General features: G+C 61.6%; 17 protein-coding genes. 13 read left to right on the top strand and 4 right to left on the bottom strand.

Going from position 1 to position 17,820, the window contains the following annotated elements; genetic code table 11:
• Window positions 1-41: 41 nt before the first annotated feature.
• A complete protein-coding gene (locus H4684_RS10035; protein WP_192623617.1) occupies window positions 42-2,159 on the bottom strand; it encodes a DUF3536 domain-containing protein in 2,118 nt (705 codons plus the stop codon).
• Window positions 2,160-2,253: 94 nt separating this feature from the next.
• Between H4684_RS10035 and rdgC the strand changes: the two genes are divergently transcribed.
• Both rdgC and H4684_RS10025 read left to right on the top strand, forming a co-directional pair.
• Window positions 2,254-2,883 carry a recombination-associated protein RdgC gene (gene rdgC / locus H4684_RS10030; protein WP_192623616.1) on the top strand — a complete coding sequence of 210 codons (630 nt, stop codon included), beginning with the start codon at window positions 2,254-2,256 and terminating at the stop codon, window positions 2,881-2,883.
• A complete protein-coding gene (locus H4684_RS10025; RefSeq protein ID WP_318779630.1) occupies window positions 2,880-3,404 on the top strand; it encodes a hypothetical protein in 525 nt (174 codons plus the stop codon). Before rdgC ends, H4684_RS10025 begins: the two co-directional genes overlap by 4 nt.
• A 109-nt stretch (window positions 3,405-3,513) precedes the next feature.
• Here the strand turns inward: H4684_RS10025 and H4684_RS10020 are convergent, their stop codons facing one another.
• Window positions 3,514-4,008 (bottom strand): PilZ domain-containing protein, encoded by a 495-nt coding sequence (locus H4684_RS10020; protein ID WP_161949042.1) that lies wholly within the window; start codon window positions 4,006-4,008, stop codon window positions 3,514-3,516.
• Window positions 4,009-4,351: 343 nt separating this feature from the next.
• On the opposite strand from H4684_RS10020, the gene H4684_RS10015 reads away from it, so the two are divergent.
• From H4684_RS10015 to H4684_RS09975, 9 genes are read left to right on the top strand one after another with little or no spacing between them, the layout of a single operon-like run.
• A complete protein-coding gene (locus H4684_RS10015; RefSeq protein ID WP_192623634.1) occupies window positions 4,352-5,407 on the top strand; it encodes a BMP family ABC transporter substrate-binding protein in 1,056 nt (351 codons plus the stop codon).
• 9 nt (window positions 5,408-5,416) lie between these two features.
• Entirely contained in the window at window positions 5,417-6,481 is a 1,065-nt protein-coding gene (locus H4684_RS10010) for an ABC transporter permease (RefSeq protein ID WP_192623615.1), read from the top strand.
• Entirely contained in the window at window positions 6,478-7,398 is a 921-nt protein-coding gene (locus H4684_RS10005; protein WP_192623614.1) for an ABC transporter permease, read from the top strand. Before H4684_RS10010 ends, H4684_RS10005 begins: the two co-directional genes overlap by 4 nt.
• 9 nt (window positions 7,399-7,407) lie before the next feature.
• Entirely contained in the window at window positions 7,408-7,893 is a 486-nt protein-coding gene (gpt, locus tag H4684_RS10000) for a xanthine phosphoribosyltransferase (RefSeq protein WP_015775398.1), read from the top strand.
• 3 nt (window positions 7,894-7,896) lie between these two features.
• On the top strand, window positions 7,897-9,399 hold the full coding sequence (locus tag H4684_RS09995; protein ID WP_192623613.1) for an ABC transporter ATP-binding protein: 1,503 nt from the start codon (window positions 7,897-7,899) through the stop codon (window positions 9,397-9,399).
• Window positions 9,392-10,054 (top strand): class I SAM-dependent methyltransferase, encoded by a 663-nt coding sequence (locus tag H4684_RS09990; protein ID WP_192623612.1) that lies wholly within the window; start codon window positions 9,392-9,394, stop codon window positions 10,052-10,054. The genes H4684_RS09995 and H4684_RS09990 overlap by 8 nt, the downstream gene beginning before the upstream one ends.
• Before the next feature lie 9 nt (window positions 10,055-10,063).
• Entirely contained in the window at window positions 10,064-10,483 is a 420-nt protein-coding gene (gene nikR, locus H4684_RS09985) for a nickel-responsive transcriptional regulator NikR (RefSeq protein WP_092190050.1), read from the top strand.
• Window positions 10,483-11,301 carry a GTP cyclohydrolase FolE2 gene (gene folE2, locus H4684_RS09980; protein ID WP_192623611.1) on the top strand — a complete coding sequence of 273 codons (819 nt, stop codon included), beginning with the start codon at window positions 10,483-10,485 and terminating at the stop codon, window positions 11,299-11,301. Before nikR ends, folE2 begins: the two co-directional genes overlap by 1 nt.
• A gap of 18 nt (window positions 11,302-11,319) precedes the next feature.
• The gene (locus H4684_RS09975) at window positions 11,320-11,691 is read left to right on the top strand and encodes a flagellar basal body rod C-terminal domain-containing protein (RefSeq protein WP_092190046.1); all 372 of its coding nucleotides are present in this window, start codon (window positions 11,320-11,322) and stop codon (window positions 11,689-11,691) included.
• A gap of 304 nt (window positions 11,692-11,995) precedes the next feature.
• Here H4684_RS09975 and hslO read toward each other — a convergent pair whose 3' ends face one another.
• The gene (gene hslO / locus H4684_RS09970; protein ID WP_192623610.1) at window positions 11,996-12,871 is read right to left on the bottom strand and encodes an Hsp33 family molecular chaperone HslO; all 876 of its coding nucleotides are present in this window, start codon (window positions 12,869-12,871) and stop codon (window positions 11,996-11,998) included.
• A gap of 6 nt (window positions 12,872-12,877) precedes the next feature.
• Window positions 12,878-13,600, bottom strand: coding sequence for a DNA/RNA nuclease SfsA (gene sfsA / locus H4684_RS09965; RefSeq protein ID WP_192623609.1), 723 nt, complete (start codon window positions 13,598-13,600; stop codon window positions 12,878-12,880).
• 85 nt (window positions 13,601-13,685) lie between these two features.
• On the opposite strand from sfsA, the gene H4684_RS09960 reads away from it, so the two are divergent.
• Both H4684_RS09960 and H4684_RS09955 read left to right on the top strand, forming a co-directional pair.
• Entirely contained in the window at window positions 13,686-14,693 is a 1,008-nt protein-coding gene (locus H4684_RS09960) for a sigma-54 interaction domain-containing protein (RefSeq protein ID WP_092190040.1), read from the top strand.
• Between the two features lie 31 nt (window positions 14,694-14,724).
• Window positions 14,725-17,820 (top strand): tetratricopeptide repeat protein, encoded by a 3,096-nt coding sequence (locus H4684_RS09955; RefSeq protein ID WP_192623608.1) that lies wholly within the window; start codon window positions 14,725-14,727, stop codon window positions 17,818-17,820.

Genomic DNA, 17,820 nt, shown 5'->3' with positions numbered 1-17,820 from the left:
CAGGTGAGCAACGCAGTCCAGAATGGTTTTTGGACGGCCGCCTAGGAGAGCCCCAGCAGCATGCACAGCTCCACGTGCACGCCCCTGTTCGGCACGGCCATGACCTTGTTCTGGACCTCCCACCAATAAATGGACAGCCCCAGATGGCGTGAGCGGGTGATCAACTCCACCAGCGCGTGGGCCTGACCCGGCAGGGACAGGGCCATCTCGGTGCCACGCTCCTCGATCAGGCGTTCCAGCAGTTTGCGGATACCCGTGTTGACCGCGAACCATGACGCAAGAGAATCCTGCATGCCACGCGGCAACTCCACTCCTTCAAAAAGCCAGTTCCAGACCAGCCCTGGAATCTGCATGGCCAAAAGCTCCTGGGACACGCTTTGCCCATCGGCGAAACCGGACAACAGTGGCGCCATTTCACGGGCGAGCAGGCAGGATTGCCGCAAAAGTTCCCGTTCATGCTCCCTGGCCAGACGAAAGCCCACCTCGGCCTTGTGCCGGGAGTGCGCCGAAAATTCTTCCGGCCCTGACAGCACGGCCGTTTCCTCCTCCAGGGTCCGGGTCCAGAAGCAGCGCAGCCTGTGTCCCTGTCCCAAGGGTTCAAGCTCAAGCCGAACGCCCGGCCAGGCCATCTCGGGCCGGTCGCCTGCCGCCGGAAAACGGCGCGGATACGCGGCAAACTCCTTTAAAGACGGTCTCCTGGGCGTGACCATTTTTTCCCACAGGACCGCTCCGTCCCATTCGTCACGCATGTTCGACTGGGCTTCGGCCAGCACGCGCACAAACCCGGCTTCCACATCCGGGCCGCCCGTGGCCGCGAGCAGGTCCAGGGCGCGTCTGGCGGAGGTCAGGCCATTGAGCGGTTCGATTCGGGCAATGTCATCAAAAAACCAGGCACAGCTGGAAAAAGCGGCCAGGGCCAGCCGCTGCATGAGCAGCAACCGGCAGGCGTCGGTGCGCTGCGCCTGCTCAAGGCCGGGCAGGCATTGCCTTTCAAGAAACGATTCCAAGTCTTCGCTCCCGGCCAGAACCAGCCCGTACTCCCGCAGGGCCAGGCCGCTGTCGCGAAAAAATGCGCCACCCCGTTTGAAAAAATGCTCGTCAGCATAGTATTTCAAATAATTGAGACAACGCCGCAACGGCCTGCGCCAATCCTGCACCCAATCCGGGTGGCTGCCGTCAGAGCACCCGCAGTGCGTTTTCCAGCGCTCCACTCCGTGCACGCAACTCCAGGAGGTGTTTTCATGGATCTGCACCTCGTCCATGGCCGGATGCGCCGCAAGGTAGGCGCCGTAGTTGGTCAGCCCGACTTCGTCGCGCCCCTCTCTGGCCTGCTGAATGACATAGGCCAGCGCCATTTCGCCGAATTTGAAATGATGCCCGTAGGACTCTCCATCCGTGGCGATGTTGCCGAGCCCCACGGAAAAGAAGCCGGACAGCCTGGTCCAGAAATTTTCTCCGCTGCCAAGCAGGCGCTCGAAGGCCACGGCCCTGGAGACGGCCCCGTCATAAAAAAACACGCTTATTGACTTGCCTTGTGGGAGCCTGACCAGATAGGGCCGCGTGGTGTCGAGGCTGTCTTCGGTCACGGGATGAAATGCCCCGTCTGTCCCGAGAATGGCCCGAGCCTGACGAGGAGCCAGGATGGTGAAGCGGATGCCGGCCTTGGCCAGGGCGTCGAGGGTCGGAAGATCCACGGCGGTCTCGGCCAGCCACATGCCCTCGGGCTCCCGACCGAAGCGAGTCCGGAAATCCTGGACGGCCCAGGCTATCTCCAGGTCCTTGTCCAATTCCGTCGCCAAGGGCATGATGGAGTGATGGTACACTTGAGCCAGGGCATTGCCGTGTCCCAGACGCTCAAGGCTCTGCCTGTCCCCCTCCAGAATGCGCGTGTAGGTCTCGGGAGCATGAAGCTCCATCCAGCGCAGCAGGGTGGGGCCGAAATTGAAGCTCATCCATGCATAGCAATTGACAAGCTCGGTGATCATGCCCGTGCCGTCGAGACGCCGCGCCCAGGCCAGGGGAGCATAGCTTTCCTTGGTGATCCGTGCGTTCCAGTCGTGTTCCGGGGCGGCGCCTTCTTCCGGCAGCACGTCTTCAAGCCAGGGGTCGAAACGGGGCGGCTGGTAAAAATGACCGTGTATGCAGATCGCTTTGGACATGGGAACTCCGTAAAATTCGAGTGATGAATATAGACCTTTAAACAAAACCAAGATGCCGTCAAAGCACAAAGACGAAGACGGCGGGGAGGACGCCTTGGGATTCATGTCAGCAAGCGTGGGAATCACGCGCTACCGCATTGTGGAGGATGATATCCCTTCGAGCCTCTGGCACGAAGTGGACGAGCGGCTCAAACGCAACGCCTTCCGCGACATCGACGCCAGTGCCGAGGAGCGCAGCTTCGGCTGGGTCTCCTTCGACAACATGCTCGATCCGGAGTTTGCCCTGTGCCCGCCAGAAAAAGGCCCATACCTGACCTTCACCCTGCGTCTGGACACGCGCCGTGTGCCGCCCGCGGTCATGAAAAAGCATTTCGCCGTGGCCGTGAACGAGGCCATGCGATCCATGCGCGATCAGGGCAAGAAATTTCTGACCAAAGAGCAGAAGACCGAGATCCGCGAGCAGGTCGAGCTGCGCCTGCGCGCCCGGACCCTGCCCATCCCGGCCTGTTTCGACGTGGTCTGGGACACGACCAGGCAACTGGTCTACATCGCCTCAACCCAGTCCAAGCTGACCGAACTCTTCGAGGAACTTTTCACGCACACCTTCGGCCTCAATCTGGAGCCGCTGACCCCTTATTTCCTGGCTCTCAGCACCCTTGGGGCCGAGCGTCAGGCCGAACTCGACGATTTTGAACCGACCGTTTTCGCCCAGGGAGGTGCATGATGGATCTTGAACGCGCGGAAACAGTGAGCCTCCTTCTGGGACAGGAGTTTCTGACCTGGCTGTGGTTTGCCAGTGAAACCAGCAACGGACTTTTCCGGACCAAGGAAGGCGAGGCCTTCTCGGTCACGGTGGAGCAGAAGGTCTCGGTTCAGGGCGGCGAGGGAGAGGCCAGGGAAACGGCAGTGTGCAGCGGGCCCATGGCCGAACTGCGCGAGGCACGCATGGGGCTTCGCAACGGAAAGAAGGTCAACAAGGCCAAGGTCCGCGTCGAGCGGGACGAGGTCAGCTGGCAGGTACTCCTGGACGCGGCCAACTTCACCCTGCAGGGCCTCAAAACTCCCAAGGTCGAGATGAAGCTGGAGGAAGGCGAAGACCCCGACGGACGCATCCTCGAAAAGATCTATCTGCTGGAAAAATGCATGGATTATCTGGATCTGGTCTACGCACGCTTCCTCGACCTGCGCTTCAGCCCGCGCTGGAAAGATGAAACGGAACACCTGCGCAGATGGCTGGAAGTGTAAGCCCTCCGCCCATGCGGTCCAGCTTGTCCATACCGTCCACCCAGTCGCAAAACCGCCCCGGAACACCTGCGTGTCCCGGGGCGCGAAACCTCAACCATGGCCATAAAAATCAGTAGAGGTAGCTCTGCAGGGCCTGATAGCTGTCCAGATCGGTGTCGTCGAAGCTGGCACCGACCTGATAGCAGTCCGAAGTCTGGAAAACCCTCTTGCCCTGACACTGGATGGTGATGGGCCGGTCTTCCCGCGGCAAGGCGAAAACGACATCAAAAGAGTCCAGCTCCTGGTCGGCCAGGTTGCAGCCGTCGCCGTTCTTGGGCACGACGAGGTTGATCCCGCCCAGGGACAGATTGGTTATCTTGCTGGCATGGAAATATTTTTGCGAGCCGATCTGACCGCTGATGATGGCCGGGATGGCCTTGTGCTGACGCGGGAATCTGCGCCGATCCTCCAGCAGGATTTCCTGTCCCGCCTGGGACTGAAGAAAATCCTGCAAGACGGCGTCGATAAAACCCGAAAGCGTGACCTTGTTCTTCTTGGCAAATTTTTTCAGCGATTTGCTGAAATCTTCCGTGGTCCTGAAACTTATCATCGTGTCTTTGGACATGTTTACTCCCTTCTCTGAGGCTATCCTGCGGGGCGAATGTAAGACAGTATGACAGAACCGTGCCGGAGGCATCAATATATCTTGATTTCAACAGGTTAATACAGAATGGGAAAAAACCAAGTCCCGGCACGCCTTTAATTATTGTCTGTTTTTTCCGGACTTTTCGCGTTCTTGTCAATAACTGTCTGACATTTGTCCGGTTTACATGGATGAAAGCATGGCCACCTGCCTGTTGCCAGCTTAGAGGGTATTGGCTATGTGCCATGTGCTTGGAACTCTCCCCACGAATGGGCATCGTGCCCCGGGGCCACCCCTTGCAGCAACACATTACGGAGGACGGATGATGCGAAAATGTTTGCCCTTGTTCCTGCTGGCCTTTTTGGCCCTGGGATCAACCTGCTTCGCCGAAGACATGAAAGTTGGATTTGTCTATGTGTCCCCGGTGGGCGACGCCGGATATTCCTATGCCCATGACCAGGGCCGTCTGGCTGTCGAAGCCATGGACGGAGTGACCACGTCGTTTGTCGAATCCGTCGCCGAAGGCCAGGATTCCGAACGTGTCATCATGAACATGGCCCGCAAGGGGTATGACGTCATCTTCGCCACCAGCTACGGCTACATGGACCCCATGCTCAAGGTGGCCAAGGATTTTCCCAAGGTCAAGTTCCTGCACTGCTCCGGCTACAAGAACGCTGAAAACATGGCCAACTATTTCGGGCGCATCTATCAGGCCCGTTACCTGACCGGCATGGTCGCGGGCGCCATGACCAAGTCCAACGTCCTGGGCTACGTGGCGGCCTTCCCCATCCCCGAAGTCATCCGCGGCATCAACGCCTTCACTCTCGGCGCCCAGGCCGTCAATCCCGACGTGCAGGTCCGCGTGGTCTGGACCAAGACCTGGTACGACCCGGCGACGGAAAAAGAGGCCGGCAAGTCCCTGCTCGACGTCGGCTGCGACGTCATCGCCCAGCATCAGGATTCCCCCGGCCCGCAGGAAGCCGCCCAGGAACGCGGCGTTTACTCCGTGGGTTACAACACCGACATGTCCGCCTTTGCGCCCAAGTCGCACCTGACCGCGGCCATCTGGAACTGGGGCCCGTTCTACACGGAAATGGTCCAGCAGATCAAGGACGGCACCTGGAAGAGCGACTTCTACTGGCACGGACTGGACAAGGGCATCGTCGACATCGCGCCTTTTGGCGAAATGGTTCCGGCCGATGTGCAGAAAACCGTTCTCGACAAGAAGGCGGAGATCGCCTCCGGCGCCTATCAGGTCTTCACCGGCCCCATCAAGGATCAGGCCGGCGTCGAAAAAGTCGCCGCCGGTACGGTCATGGCCGATGGCGACCTGCTTGGATTCAACTGGTTCGTGCAGGGCGTTGTCGGCACCCTGGAATAAGGTCCCTCGATGCTTCAACTCAGCGCCGTACGACGACAGGAGCCCCTTGGGTGGGGCTCCTGTCTTGTTTTTCTGGCAGCCCTCGCCCTGGCTTTTGTCGTCAGCGGTCTGCTCCTGGCCATGCAGGGCAAGCCGCCCGCAATCGCCCTGTGGCTGCTTGTGCACAGCGCCTTCGGCTCCGGCTATGCCCTTGAGGACTGCCTGATCAAGGCCATTCCCATTTTTCTGTGTTCCCTTGGCGTGGGCCTGACTTTCCGCCTGCAGATCTGGAACATCGGAGCGGAAGGCCAGTTTGCCCTGGGAGCCGTGGGCGCGACCTGGGCCGCCCTGACCTTTCCCGGCTGGCCCTGGTACGCCCTGCTGCCGACCATGCTGATCTGCGCCTCGCTGACCGGCAGCCTGTGGGGGATCATTCCCGCCGTGCTGCGTCTCAAGCTTAAGACCAACGAGATCATCGTCACGTTGATGCTCAATTACGTCGGCATCCTGATTCTCGAATATCTCGTCTATGGCGCGTGGAAGGATCCGGGCAGTTTCGGCTTTCCCATGACCAGCGAATTCGTGCCTGCCGCCGTAGTCGCGCGCATCGGCGACACCCGCCTGAACTGGGGCCTGCTGCTCTGCCTGGCTGTCGGAGTGCTGATGACGGTTTTTCTGCGTTCCACCCGACTGGGCTTCGAGCTTCGGGCCTGCGGCGAAAACGTCCGCGCGGCCCGCTACGCCCGCATGCCCTACTCCCTACTGGTGATTCTGGTCATGGGAGTGAGCGGAGCTCTGGCCGGTTGGGCCGGTTTTCTGGAAGCCTCGGCCACCCTCGGACGCCTGCAACCGAGCATCATGTCCGGTTACGGCTACACGGCCATTGTCGTGGCCTGGCTCGCCAACCTCAATCCCCTGATCATCGCCGTATCCTCCTTCCTCCTGGCCGGACTGCGCGTGGGCATGGAAAGCCTGCAGCTCGACCTCCAGATTCCGGCGGCCTTCGGCGCCATCATGGAAGGCTTCATCCTCCTGGCCGTGCTGGCCGGAGGCTTCTTTTCGCGCTACCGTCTGCATCTGCGGAGGATCGGATGACCCCTGAAATTCTGCTCGCCCTGCTGGCGGCCACGGTTCAGGCCGGGACCCCGATCCTGTACGCCACCCTGGGCGAAATCCTCACCGAGAAAGGCGGCATCCTGAACCTCGGCGTGGAAGGCATGATGCTGGTCGGCGCCCTGGTCGGATTCCTCACGGCCCTGCACACGGGCTCGCCCGTGCTGGCCTTCGTGGCCGGAGGATTGGCAGGAGCCTGCATGGCCGCGCTGCACGGCGTCGTCTGCATCTGGTTCATGGGCAACCAGGTCGTCTCCGGACTGGCCCTGACCATTTTCGGCACGGGTCTGGCCGGATTTTTCGGCACGCCCTACATCGGCCGCACCGCCCCCGGCTTCGACAAGTTTTCCCTGCCCGTTCTTGGCGATCTGCCCGGCCTGGGCACGATCTTCTTCCAGCAGGACGCCCTGGTCTATCTCTCCTACATCATTCCGCCGCTGCTGTGGGCCTTCTTCCGCTACACCCGCTGGGGCATGGCCATCCGCGCCGCCGGGGAGAGTCCCGCCGCAACACGGGCCGCCGGCCTGAACGTTCTGGCGTATCGCTGGGCGGCGCTGCTGGGAGGCGGGATGCTGGTCGGTTTCGGCGGAAGCTACCTGAGCCTTGCCTACACCCACCTGTGGACCAACGGCCTGACTTCCGGCCGGGGCTGGATCGCCGTCGCCCTGGTCATCTTCGCCTTCTGGCGCCCGAGCCGCGCCATGATCGGCGCCTACCTCTTCGGCGGAGTCATGGCTTTTCAGCTCCGCCTGCAGGCCATGGGCACGGCGTTGCCCTCGTCCATCCTGCTCATGCTGCCCTATGTGTTGACCATCGCGGCCCTGGCCTTCTCGTCATGGCGCAGCGATCGCACCCAAGCCCCGGCCGCTCTGGGCGTGAACATGGAACCTTCTGAATAGGATACCTTTATGACCGAAAACAGATATCAGCGCACCTACCCCATTTCCTGGGACCAGCTGCACCGTGACGCCAAGGCCCTCTCCTGGCGTCTCCTGGACAAGGATTTCTTCAACGGCATCATCGCCGTGACCCGTGGCGGCCTCGTGCCCGCCGCGATCATCGCCCGCGAACTGGACATCCGCCTGGTGGATACGATCTGCGTGTCCAGCTACGACTGGAAAAACCAGAAGGGCGAGGTCAAGCTTTTGAAAGGCATCGAGGGCAACGGCGAAGGCTGGCTCATCATCGATGACCTGGTCGACACCGGCCGCACGGCCAAGCTCATCCGCGAACTGCTGCCCAAGGCTCACTTCGCCTCCGTCTACGCCAAACCCGCTGGACGCCCGCTGGTGGACACCTTCGTCACCGAGGTCAGCCAGGACACCTGGATCCTCTTTCCGTGGGACACGGAATCGCAGTTCGTGCAGCCCATCGCCGGGATGCGGCAGGGCTGAGGCGTGTCAGCTTCCACGGCCGCGGTCAGTCTGCGCGGTATCACCAAGGTCTTCGGCGCGGTCCGGGCCAACAACGACATCAGCCTGGACATCCACGCGGGTCGGATAAAAGCCCTGCTCGGCGAAAACGGGGCGGGCAAGAGCACGCTCATGTCCATCCTGGCCGGGCATTACCTGCCCGACAGCGGCCGGATCCTGATCGACGGTCACGAAAGCGCGCTGCGATCGACCAAGGACGCCATCAGGGCCGGGATCGGCATGGTTTATCAGCATTTCATGCTGGTGGAGGCCATGACCGTGGCCGAGAACGTCTTCCTGGGCCAGGAGCCGGGCTTCTTTCTCTCTCCCAGGGAAATGCGCGAGCAAGTCCGGACGTTGGCACAAGGTTTTGGCCTGGATATCGACCCGGCCGCACGCGTGGCGGACCTGTCCATGGGCGAGAAGCAACGGGTTGAAATCCTGAAGCTCCTGCAACGCAAAAGCCGCATCCTCATCTTCGACGAACCCACGGCGGTGCTCACGCCCCAGGAGGCGCAGCAGCTCTTCACGGCCCTGCGCAGCATGGCGGCCCAGGGCAAGGCCATCGTCTACATCTCCCACAAGCTGGGCGAAGTCATGGCCCTGGCCGACGAGATCGCCATCCTGCGCCGGGGCGAAGTGGTGGACGAGCTTCCGGCCGGCGACGTGCATTCACCGGCCGACCTGGCCCGGCGCATGGTCGGCCGGGAAGTGCTGCTGGAAGTGCACCGCGAACCCATGGAGCTGCGACAGAACGTGCTGCGCATGCAGGATGTCGGCACGGAAACCTTGTTGGACGTCTCCCTCAGCCTGAGACAGGGCGAAATCCTGGCCGTGGTCGGCGTGGCCGGCAATGGGCAGAAGGATCTGGTCGAAGTCGTGTGCGGCCTGAAAGAGCCCCGCAGTGGCGAGGTCAACGTGCTCGGCAAGAGCTGGCAGGCCTTCTTCTCCGAACCGGCCTGGCAGGGCGGCCTGAGCTACATCCCCGAAGATCGCATGGGCCTAGCCGTATGCCGGGGCATGGATCTGGTCGACAATTTCCTGCTGACCACACGCCAGGGCTACTGCTCTTCCGTCTGGTTGCAGCGCGACAAGGCCAAGGCGGTGGCCGAGGATCTGGTCCGTCAATTCAAGGTCTCCCCACCCGATGTGCACTGCCAGGCCAGGCAACTTTCGGGCGGCAACCTGCAGAAGATGGTCCTGGCGCGGGAATTTCATCGCAGACCACGCCTCATCGTCGCGGAGCAGCCCACCCAGGGCCTTGACGTCTCGGCCATCGAGGAAGTCTGGGCCACGCTGCTCGCGGCCCGCGAAGAGGCCGGGATACTGCTCGTCACCGGGGATCTGTCCGAGGCCCTGGCTCTGGCTGATCGCGTCGCGGTCATGTATGGAGGGGCCATCGTGGACACCTTCCCCGCGGACGACCGGCAGCGCGTTGACCGCATCGGACAGATGATGGCAGGCATGAAGCCCGACGACGATGACTGAAACCTCCGAGCCCAACGGACAGCTCAAGGTGACCGCCGCCGGCAGGACCTGGACCCTGGAGCGCCCGGCGGACCTTGAATCCCTCTGGCAATCCATGGACGAGGACGACCCTAAGGCCGAAGAGCACATCCCCTACTGGGTGGAACTCTGGCCCGCCACCCTGGCCCTCTGCGGCTGGCTGGCCCGGCAGGAGCTGGCCGGACACAGATGCCTGGATCTGGGCTGTGGCCTTGGCTTGTCCGCCCTTGTGGCCGCAAACCTCGGCGCACGCGTCGTCGGGATGGATTACGAGCACGGCGCCCTGCACTTCGCGGCCCGAAACGCCCGCATCAATTCCGTCCCTTCGCCACTTTGGGTGCGCATGGACTGGAACAAACCGGGCCTTGCGCCGGCAAGCTTCGACCGTATCTGGGGCGGCGACATTTTTTACGAGCAGCGGTTTTTCGAACCCTTGGAAAATCTTTTGCTGTGCAGCCTGGCTCCGGGCGGCAAGGTCTGGTTCGGCGATCCCGAACGGACCGTGTCGAGCACGGTGTGGTCCAGGTTTTCCCGCCGGGGCTGGCGGGTCAGGAATCAGAGCCGGGAAGTGGTCCCCTTTGACCAGGCTCGCATGACGGTCAACGTGTGGGAACTCTCCCGCCCTTTAGCGATTTAAGGAGGAAAAATGGGTCAGACTATTCGTTTTGGAGTCTCCCTGGACTCGGATCTTCTGGAAAAATTCGACGCGCTGTGCGAGGAACGCTGCTATCAGACGCGCTCCGAGGCCATACGCGACCTTATCAGAGGCACCCTGGTGCAGAAGGAATGGGAAGACCTGAACAAGGAGATGGTCGGCACCCTGACCCTGGTTTATGACCACCATCACTCCGATCTGGCGCAGAAGATGACCGAAATCCAGCATTCATCGCTGGACGTCATCGTCACGTCCCTGCATATCCATCTCGACCATCACAACTGCATGGAAGTGCTCATTCTGCGGGGCCCGGGGCAGGAGATCAAGGCCACCGCCGAACGGCTCATCTCCACCAAGGGCGTGAAGCACGGCAAACTCAATCTGGCCACCACCGGCCAGGACCTGACCTGATGCGCGACGTACAGAGCGGCCCGGCGGATGTGGCCCTGCGCATCGACCGTGTGGGGGTCAAAAACCTGTCCATCCCCCTGACCGTGCGCGACCGGGCCAAGGGACGCCTGCACACCGTGGCGCGGGTGGATTTGAGCGTGGACCTGCCTGCCGAATTCAAGGGCACGCACATGAGCAGGTTCCTGGAAGCCCTGCGTGACATGGACAAGACCCTGGACGCGGACAGCTGCAAGAATCTGCTCCTCGACCTGCGCGACCGGCTGCACGCCCAAAGCTCGCACCTGTGCTTTCTTTTCACCTACTTCATGGAACAGCGCGCTCCGGTCACGGGCAGCCCCGCGCTCATGGATTATTCATGCTTTCTGCGCGGTGTGCTTCGCGACGGCGAGGTCAGCCTGATGCTGGGCGTGGAGGTGCCGGTCATGACCGTGTGCCCGTGCTCCAAGGCGATCTCCCGCGAAGGCGCCCACAGCCAGCGGGCCATGGTCCGCATCGAGGCGCAGTGCCTGGGCATGCTCTGGCTTGAGGATCTCATCGCCATCGCGCAGGAATCCGGATCTTCCCCTGTCTACGCCCTTTTGAAGCGCGAGGACGAGAAATACGTGACCGAAACGGCCTTCGCCGCCCCGACCTTCGTGGAGGATGTGGTTCGCGGCGCGGCGGCGCGGCTGGCCGCACATCCCAAGGTAAACGGATTCAGGGTCGAGGTGGAATCGTTTGAATCCATCCACAACCACAGCGCCTACGCCTGCATCGACCAGATGGACGCCGACGCAGGCCACGCAGGCCTTGACGGAAGTCCCGCCCGCGTTAGATAAATTGATTGGAGGTGCGTCATGATGGAAAATGTTCAGGCCATGCAGGCCATCAGTTTTTCCCAGCAGGTCGCGGCCGACAACGTGGCCAACATGAACACGAACGGCTTTCGTTCCAGCCGGGTCGAATTCGAGACCGGCCCGAATGGCCAGGGCGTTCAGGTTCAGGATGTCTATGAAAACACCGCCGCCGGGCCACTGGTGCCGGGCGGGGAGTACGTCGAGACCGACGAGGGGCTGCGCTACGAAGAAATGCTGGTCGAAGGATCAAACACCGACCTGGCCACGGAAATGGTGCAGATGATCGAAAACGAACACGCCTTCGCCGCCAACGCGGCCGCCCTGCACACCCAGCTGGACATGACCGGCGTGATCATCAACATGATGGTCTGATTTTTTTTGGCATACAAGACAGCAAGGCCGCTTTCCGTAAAGGAGAGCGGCCTTTTTCATATCCCATTTTCACGTTTCTTGGCCCCACCACCCCAAAGACAGGATTCCCGCCTGCGCGGGAATGACTTCGGTACTGATCAGTTCGACTGCGCCCCAGGCCATGGATCCCCGCCTGCGCGGGGATGACCGGTGAACTTCGCCGGAAAGAGCGGCCGCGCATGGATCCATGCCTTTTCCAGCAGGATAGTCAGGCCCAACCGGGGTGCAAGGGGCGCGCTTCCTGCCCGCCGGAGGCATTTTGCTTCTAATGCCGCTCCTCGGCCAGACGGCGCAGGTCTTCCGAGGTGAATGCGTATGGTTCCCGGCAGAATTCACAGGTGATGACGGTGTCTTCGCCCTGCTCGGCGAGGCTTTTGATTTCTTCCACGCCAAGGGTGATGAGGGCCTGCTCGATGCGATCGCGGGAACAGCCGCAATGGAAGGCCACATCCTGATGCCCGAGAATTTCAAAGGGGATGTCCCCGAAAATTCTGTCCAGCACCTCTTTGGGAGTCGCGCCTTCCAGAAGCATCTTGGCCAGGGGCGGAAGGGCCTTTATCCGCCGCATCAGGGCATCAAGGGCTTCCTCGTTGGCCGGAGGCAGGGACTGAATCAGAAATCCCCCGGCCACGGCGATTCCGCCGCGATCGTCGGGGATTGTGGTCAGGCCCATGGCCGAGGGCGTCTGCTCCGAATCGGTCAGATAGTAGGCGATGTCCTCGGCGATTTCGCTCGACACGAGATTGACGACGCCCTGGTAGGGGGCCTTGAGCCGCAAGTCCTTGGTCACGGTCAAAAGGCCCGCCCGGCCCAGGGCTCCGGGGATGTCGAAGCGCCCGTCCTTGAGCGGCAGATCCACCGCCGGGTTGCCCACGTAGCCATGCACGAGGCACATGGGATCGGCCTCGACCACGATCTTGCCCAGCGGACCATTGCCCTCGAATTTGAGGGCCACGCGCTGCCGCCCCTTCAGAAGCGCGCCCAGGAGCACGGCCCCGGACATGGCGCGGCCCAGGGCCACGGAAGCGGTCGGAAGGGTGGCGTGCCGGGTGCAGGCCTCGCGCACGGTGGCGGTGGTCAGGCAGGCCATGGCGCGCACATTGGCTTCATCGGAGATGACGCGGACAAGCTGATCGTTCATGTGTGATTATCCAGATTGGGTTGAATTTCGGGAAACAAGCGACAAGCGGGCTCCAAGGGCGATTCCTTCGGGGCTTGCGTGCACGACGTGGGGCAGAAACTCCACGCCCTTGCCCACGGCCATCCAAAAAAGCTCGGCAAAGCGAGGATCTATGAAATCCGCCGGCCCGAAGCATCCGCCGTCGGGACGCTGCACCGCCAGAAAGACGCCCACCCGCACGCCGCTCTGGGCCAGGTTCATGAGTTCGAGCAGATGCTTCTGCCCGCGCTCCGTGACCGCGTCCGGAAAGCAGGCCACTCCGTCCTCGACCATGGTCACGTTCTTGGCCTCGATCCAGAATTCTCCCGCGGGCCCTGAAAGCCTGGCATCGAGGCGGGAGTCCCCGTGCACCGCCTCCGGAGTGAACTCCGAATATCCGCGAAGCTCCGGCATGGCGGCCGCCTCCCAGGCCTTTTTGAGCAGGCGGTTGGGAGTTGACGTGTTGACCCCGACCCAATCGCCGCCAGGCCGGACCAGCTCAAGGGTGTAAGGCAGCTTTCGCTTCGGGGATTCGGCAGGGGAGATGAACACCTCCATGCCGGGGCGCAGCAGCCCGAGCATGGATCCGGAATTGTTGGTGTGCACCGTCACCGGCCGACCGTCCAGGAGCACGTGGACCAGAAAACGTTTCTCGCGGGCGACAAAGAAGGCGCTACGGCTTCGGGGTGGAAATTTCAAGAGATGATGCATTTTTGGAGTTGCTTTTCCGTCATAATCTTGACAGTTAGGCAGTATCAGAACAGCGTTGAAGCTCATCAACGTTCCAGGAGAGGCCATGTCATTTGATACGTGTGGAATAATTGGAAAGAGTTCCGCCTTGCAAGAGGTATTTCGGATCCTCGCCAAAGTGGCCCCTTCGGACAGCACGGTCCTGGTCACGGGAGAATCCGGAACCGGCAAGGAACTCCTTGTCCGCGCCCTGCACCGCAACAGCGGCCGGGCGGACAAGCCTTTCGTGCCCATCAACTGCGGGGCCATCCCGCGCGAGTTGCTGGAATCGGAACTCTTCGGGCATGAAAAAGGCGCTTTCACGCATGCCATCCGGACCAAGATCGGCCGCTTCGAAATGGCCCACGGCGGCACGGTGTTCCTGGATGAAATCGGAGAGATGGATCTCTCCCTGCAGGTCAAGATCCTGCGCGTTCTGCAGGAGCGGGAGTTCGAGCGGGTCGGAGGCGGCAAGACCATCAAGACCGACGTGCGCGTGGTCGCGGCGACCAACCGTGACCTGGAAGAGGAAGTCCGCAAGGGCACCTTCCGCGAAGACCTCTTCTACCGCCTGAACGTCATCCCCATCACCCTGCCCCCCCTGCGCGAACGCGGGGGAGACGTGCTGGTCCTGGCGCACCATTTCCTGAAGCACTTCTGCGTGAACCGCCGTAGCTGCGTCCTCGAAATGGCCGAGGACGCACGAGAGATCCTGGCCCGCTATTCCTGGCCCGGCAACGTACGCGAGCTGGAAAATTTCATGGAGCGCATGTCCATCTTGTGTGATGCCGACCACATCGGCATCGTTGACCTGCCCGACAAAATCCTTCGTGAAACCGGTGTCGAGGTGCCAAAGCGCCCCATGCCGACGATGGATGCGAGCTTCCGCTGGCCCGAACTCCAGGACTTGCGGGACCAACACCTGGGCCTGAAGGAATTCCTGGACCAGGTCGAGGAGAGGCTCTTGAGCGAAGCCCTGGGGGAAGTTGACGGAGTCAAGAACAAGGCCGCCGAAGTTTTGGGCATCAAGCGAACCACGCTTATTGAGAAGCTCAAAAAAAAGAACATGTTATAGTAATGTGCCCAATTCTTGCTTACAGCAGCCCGTGCGCACACGCCCCCTTGCCAGCCTGATCTGGCTCCTCGTCCCGGCCATTCTGGGCCTGATACCATTGCACGCCGCCCATGGCGCGGTTCTGACGTGGAACAAGCTGCCAAACGGCGAAGAGCTCGTCTTCAGATTCGATACGGCCCTGCCCGTGGCCGAACCCAGGCAGCGGGGCCTGACGCAGATCCAGATTCCCATCGCCTGGAGCTTCTGGCAAAATGAGCGAAAACCGGCAATCCCCGACCTCTCTTCCTCAAAACTGGTCAAAGAGATCCTGATCAGCCCGGACGGCGTCTTCATTCGAACGCAATCGGGCGACTTCATTTTGTCATCTTCCTCGGATTCCAAACGCAAGGAACTCTCCATTGAGCTGTATCCTCCCGCGCCGCCCGAGTCCAAAAAGCCTGATCCAGTCTCGCCCGCGCCCACAGGCGGGGACAATGCCACCGACGCCAACGCCACTACGGAGACTTCCCCGCCTAAGGGGCAAGCTCAGGCCGAGGAGAACGTTGCCGGGAACGCAGCACCCCAAGCGCAGGCAACAACGAATTCGTCAGCGGAGACAAGCCTGGAAAATGCCACCGACGTCGATCAGAAAGATTTGCTCGCGGAAGATTCGTCGCTTTCAGGGCTTGCCTCCGTGCGCAGCAAAATCGTGCGGCCCGGACAGGATCAGCCGGACCCGATGGCGCAGGAGCCCCCGCAGTCCGTAGTCCGCCGCCCCATCGATCGCGCCGCGACGCCGCCCGACCAAACCCCACAAACGTCTCCCGTTGACGAGGCGAAGACGGACGCAGGTGCTCCGGAACAACTCCCCCCTGCGTCTCTGCCTTCCAACACAACGGCACCCCGGCAAAACGCGACGCAGCTCCTGACGAAGGTCCAGATCACGGAGGCAGTCACGCCGGAGGTCAATCAAACCGGCGAACTCCCGGACACGATCCAGGCCGACATCACGCCGCCGGAACCTGCCCCCCCCACGGCCACTCAAAATCCCGGCAACGAAAACGCCGACCTGGCGCCATCGCCAACGCCGTCCGCCATCATCGCGACCGAAACAATACTGTCCGAGCCGGAGCCCACGGACTCCCAGACAAACCGGACCGCGAACGCATCGGACATCTCCGGCAGCGCCGAGGACAACAGCACGGCCAAGCTTGAGGAATTGTACAAAACCGCTCAAACCGCCTTGATCGTAGGCGACCTGACCACGGCGCGCACGGCGGTGACAAACATGATCGAGCACCCCAAAATTCCCGAAACGCTGCACGAGGAATTGCTCTACACCCTGGCCGACATCACCATGAAGGAGGGGCTTGCGGACCTTGAGGGCAATTTCGCCTCGATCCTGGAAGCCTACGAGACCGCCAAAAACTCGAACCTTGATTCGCGCAATGTGCCCGAGGCCATCTCTCGAATTGGATACCTGCACCTCTTCGTGGGCAACGTACCCGAAGCCAAAGGCTATTTCGACTTCCTGCGCAGGAAATACCCGGACGATCGCCGGGTGGCCATGATCGACTATTATTGGGGCGAACACTACCTGCGGCGCAAGGAATACGGCCGGGCCGCCGAGCACTTCCAATACGCGATCCAGAACTTTCCCATGAGCCTGGCCGTGCAACCGAGCACGGTCGGACTGCTCAGGGCATTCACCGGGCTGGGATATTTCGACAAGGCCCTTGAAATCGTGGACAACATCGAAAAACGTTGGCCAAGCTATTACCTGAGCGACCCGTCCTTTCTGATGTCCGCCGGGTATGCCGCCATGCTCAGCGGCAAACCGGCCCGGGCCAAGGACTATTTCTGGGCCTATGCCAACATCGTCCCGGACGCCCCGGATGTGGACGTGGCCATGGCCCGTATCGGCGACATCCTCCTCAAGGAAAACAATCCCGACGCGGCCCGCGAGATATATCACCGCACTTCCGAGGCCTACCCGGCCAGGGAGGGCGGACTCATCGCCAAGATGCGCCTGGCCGAGGAAGGCGTTCTCGACCAGCCGAGCATCGCGGACATGAATCCCGTATTCAGCCGCCCGGAATCGAACCCCGAGCAGATCTACAACAGCATCCTGGAACACGCGGACAGCCCGCTGGCTCCCGTGGCACGGCTCAAGCTGGCCATGTGGCATCTCTGGAACAAGAAGTATGACGCGAGCCTGGAGGAAATCCGGCGGTTTCAGGACGAGTATCCGGAGCACGAACTGCTGCCCAAGGCTCGGGAAGTGGCGGACACGGCGCTTCGGGACTGGCTCACCAACGATCTTGAGCTTGAGGATTTCAATGCTGCGGTGTTGCACTGGGGCGCTCACGAAAACATGTATCAGGACCGCGACGTGGACCCTCGGATCAGGTTGATCGTGGCCACGGCCCTCATGCAGACCGGCCGCTCCCAGGAAGCCCTGGACATGGCCAGGCCGTTCGTTTTCGGCTCCGCCCCCCGGGGAGAATTTTCCGAGCCCGGCCTGGAGGTGACCCTGGCCATGCAGGTGGAGCTACAAAAGTGGCGGGACATCCTGGAGCTGTCCAAAGAGGTCGAGTCCTGGAATCTGGGAGAGGAACGGCAGCGGCAGGTGGATTACGCGACAGCCCTGGCCCATGAAACGCTGGAGCAGTCCGCCAGTGCCGGACCGCTGTGGACCAAACTGGCCACGGACATGGGCCTGACCGACACGCAGCGGGGTTACGCCCACTATTTCCTGGGACGGGACGCGCTGGGGGCAGGACGGCTTGAACAGGCCACCATCCTTGGACAGGAAGCCCTGACGCTGTTGCAGAAAGAGAAAAGCGACATTCCAAAGCTCAAGGAAACACTTGAGCTCCTCGTCCAGGCCGCCGAGAAAAGCGGCCGCGCCCAGGACGCCCTGGCCTGGACCCTGGAATACGACGGCTATGTTGACGAGAATGACGCGGACTGGCCCGCGCACACCTATCGCAAGGCCCTGCTCTTCAAGAAGAACTCGGAAACGGACAAATGGCGGGAAAACTTGAACCGCCTCAAGGAACTCTTCCCAAACTCCCTGCATGGTCGTATGGCTGCCGCAGAACTCGAAGGGACGCGGATCGAAAGGGAAGTACGAAAATTTCGCTAG

The organism is Desulfomicrobium macestii (genome assembly GCF_014873765.1).
Classification (GTDB): Bacteria; Desulfobacterota; Desulfovibrionia; order Desulfovibrionales; family Desulfomicrobiaceae; genus Desulfomicrobium; species Desulfomicrobium macestii.
Note: the sequence above shows the minus strand (reverse complement) of the source record. Positions and strands in the feature narration are given on the sequence as shown.

Coding starts and splice junctions, on each gene's coding strand:
- H4684_RS10035 (WP_192623617.1), bottom strand. CDS start 2,159: ATGTCCAAAGCGATCTGCATACACGGTCATTTTTACCAGCCGCCCCGT.
- H4684_RS10025 (WP_318779630.1), top strand. CDS start 2,880: ATGATGGATCTTGAACGCGCGGAAACAGTGAGCCTCCTTCTGGGACAG.
- H4684_RS10020 (WP_161949042.1), bottom strand. CDS start 4,008: ATGTCCAAAGACACGATGATAAGTTTCAGGACCACGGAAGATTTCAGC.
- H4684_RS10015 (WP_192623634.1), top strand. CDS start 4,352: ATGCGAAAATGTTTGCCCTTGTTCCTGCTGGCCTTTTTGGCCCTGGGA.
- H4684_RS10010 (WP_192623615.1), top strand. CDS start 5,417: ATGCTTCAACTCAGCGCCGTACGACGACAGGAGCCCCTTGGGTGGGGC.
- H4684_RS10005 (WP_192623614.1), top strand. CDS start 6,478: ATGACCCCTGAAATTCTGCTCGCCCTGCTGGCGGCCACGGTTCAGGCC.
- gpt (WP_015775398.1), top strand. CDS start 7,408: ATGACCGAAAACAGATATCAGCGCACCTACCCCATTTCCTGGGACCAG.
- H4684_RS09990 (WP_192623612.1), top strand. CDS start 9,392: ATGACTGAAACCTCCGAGCCCAACGGACAGCTCAAGGTGACCGCCGCC.
- nikR (WP_092190050.1), top strand. CDS start 10,064: ATGGGTCAGACTATTCGTTTTGGAGTCTCCCTGGACTCGGATCTTCTG.
- folE2 (WP_192623611.1), top strand. CDS start 10,483: ATGCGCGACGTACAGAGCGGCCCGGCGGATGTGGCCCTGCGCATCGAC.
- H4684_RS09975 (WP_092190046.1), top strand. CDS start 11,320: ATGATGGAAAATGTTCAGGCCATGCAGGCCATCAGTTTTTCCCAGCAG.
- hslO (WP_192623610.1), bottom strand. CDS start 12,871: ATGAACGATCAGCTTGTCCGCGTCATCTCCGATGAAGCCAATGTGCGC.
- sfsA (WP_192623609.1), bottom strand. CDS start 13,600: ATGCATCATCTCTTGAAATTTCCACCCCGAAGCCGTAGCGCCTTCTTT.
- H4684_RS09960 (WP_092190040.1), top strand. CDS start 13,686: ATGTCATTTGATACGTGTGGAATAATTGGAAAGAGTTCCGCCTTGCAA.